General features: G+C 64.1%; 3 protein-coding genes. 1 reads left to right on the forward strand and 2 read right to left on the reverse strand.

Features of this window, described 5'->3' with window-relative positions:
- Together RT662_RS09760 and RT662_RS09765 are read right to left on the reverse strand one after the other, a co-directional pair.
- A partial coding sequence (locus RT662_RS09760) for a thiamine pyrophosphate-dependent enzyme (RefSeq protein ID WP_409530156.1) occupies window positions 1-585 on the reverse strand: 585 nt, incomplete at its 3' end.
- A 106-nt stretch (window positions 586-691) separates the two neighbouring features.
- Window positions 692-1,015: a septum formation initiator family protein gene (locus RT662_RS09765; RefSeq protein ID WP_313670521.1), complete on the reverse strand. Its 324-nt coding sequence runs from the start codon at window positions 1,013-1,015 to the stop codon at window positions 692-694.
- A 109-nt stretch (window positions 1,016-1,124) separates the two neighbouring features.
- Between RT662_RS09765 and RT662_RS09770 the strand changes: the two genes are divergently transcribed.
- The coding region (locus RT662_RS09770) for an enoyl-CoA hydratase/isomerase family protein (RefSeq protein ID WP_313670522.1) at window positions 1,125-1,903 on the forward strand (779 nt) is incomplete at its 3' end.

Raw genomic sequence — 1,903 nt, forward strand, 5'->3', positions numbered from 1 at the left:
CGGCAGCTTCCACAGCTCGGCCATGTTGAAGCTTTCATAAACCTGGCCCTGGTTGGACGCGCCATCGCCAAAATAGGTCACGGCGATATGGCCATCACCCTTGTACTTGTGGGCAAAACCCAGGCCAGCGCCCAGCGGCACCTGCGCCGCCACGATGCCGTGGCCGCCGAAGAAGCCATGTTCAACGCTGAACATGTGCATCGAACCGCCCTTGCCGCCGCTGATCCCCGCCGCACGGCCGGTCAATTCCGCCATCACCGCCTTGGAACTGATGCCGCAGGCCAGCATGTGGCCGTGATCGCGATAGCCGGTGATGATGCTGTCACCCTTGATCAGCTCGGCCTGCAGCCCCACCACCACGGCTTCCTGGCCGATGTACAGGTGACAGAAACCGCCGATCTGCCCCATGCCATACAGCTGCCCGGCGCGTTCCTCGAACCGGCGGATCAGCACCATCTGGCGGTACATTTCCAGCAGTTGATCACGTGAGGCGACGAACCGTTCCGGTTCATCAGGCCGCGGCCAGTTCGGAATCGGCGGGGCGGATGCGGCCTTGCGGCCCGTGCTGCGTGCCAAGATATTCACCTTTCACTGGCGGTACCTGACAGGTATAAAATGTCGCACCCGCGCCGAAAAGCCCCTATCCGGCACAAGGTGCCAGAACGGTTAAACGCCTTCAAATTCAGCAGTATCAGCTGGCGGGCGCGGCCTGCGGGAGGGGCACGATCAACTCGTCCGGCTTCACCAGATCGAGATTGCGGCGCACCAGTTCATCGGCCAGATCGGGATCGACATGGCGCGGATCGAGCAGCACGAGCCGGCGCTGCAACGCCGCCTGCTGTTCCTCGCTGGTTTGCACCGACTGTTGCAGCTTCGAACGCTGCACCTTGTAATCGCGCCAGGCGACATAGCCGGTGGGGCCGGACACGGCGTGGAACGAAAAATAGCTGGCGACAGCCACGCACACCGCCGGCAGCGCGGCCCGCGTCATCAGCTGTTGCAAGGTCAGTTTCATCGCCATTGGGTGAGAAACTACGCAAACACTGGCCTATCCACAAGGCTGCAATCGCGCCAAGGTGATGCTAACAATCCACAACAAGCCAATAATCGGGGAGAAAACCGCCATGACCGCCATCAACAACGTCGTCGATCTCGCAAAGGATGGCGAAATCGCCGTCGTCACGGTCAATTCACCGCCGGTCAACGCGCTGTCCGCCGATGTGCGCGATGGCCTGGCCGGGGCGTTTGCCGCCATCGCCGCTGATTCTGCGGTAAAGGCCGCCGTGCTGGTCTGCGCCGGCCGCACCTTCATCGCCGGGGCCGACATTTCCGAATTCGGCAAGCCGCCGCGCGGTGCCTCGTTGCCGGCGGTGCAGGATGCCATGGAAAGCTCGCCCGTACCGGTGATCGCCGCCATCCACGGCACCGCGCTGGGCGGCGGCCTGGAAGTGGCGTTGTGCGCCCATTACCGGGTGAGCGATGCCAAGGCCAAGTTCGGCCTGCCGGAAGTGAAGCTGGGCCTGCTGCCCGGCGCCGGCGGCACGCAGCGCCTGCCGCGCATCGTTGGCGCGAAGAAGGCCACCGAAATGGTGACCAGCGGCGCGCAGATGGGCGCCAAGGATGCGCTGGCCACCGGGCTGGTGGATGAGGTGGTAGACGGTGATCTGACCGCCGGCGCTGTCGCCTTCGCCCGCAAGGTTCTGGCCGAAGGCCGCCCGCTGAAGAAGGTGCGCGACGACAACAGCAAGTTGGGCGGCAGCGCGGCCGATCTGGCGCCGTTCTTCGCCGAAGTCCGCAAGGCCAATGCCAAGGCGTTCAAGGGCTTTGACGCACCCGAAGCCAATATCAAGTGCATCGAAGCCGCGGTCGCCCTGCCGTTCGAGGAAGGCCTGAAGGTTGAACG

This window comes from Sandarakinorhabdus sp., from assembly GCF_032115815.1.
GTDB lineage: Bacteria > Pseudomonadota > Alphaproteobacteria > Sphingomonadales > Sphingomonadaceae > Sandarakinorhabdus.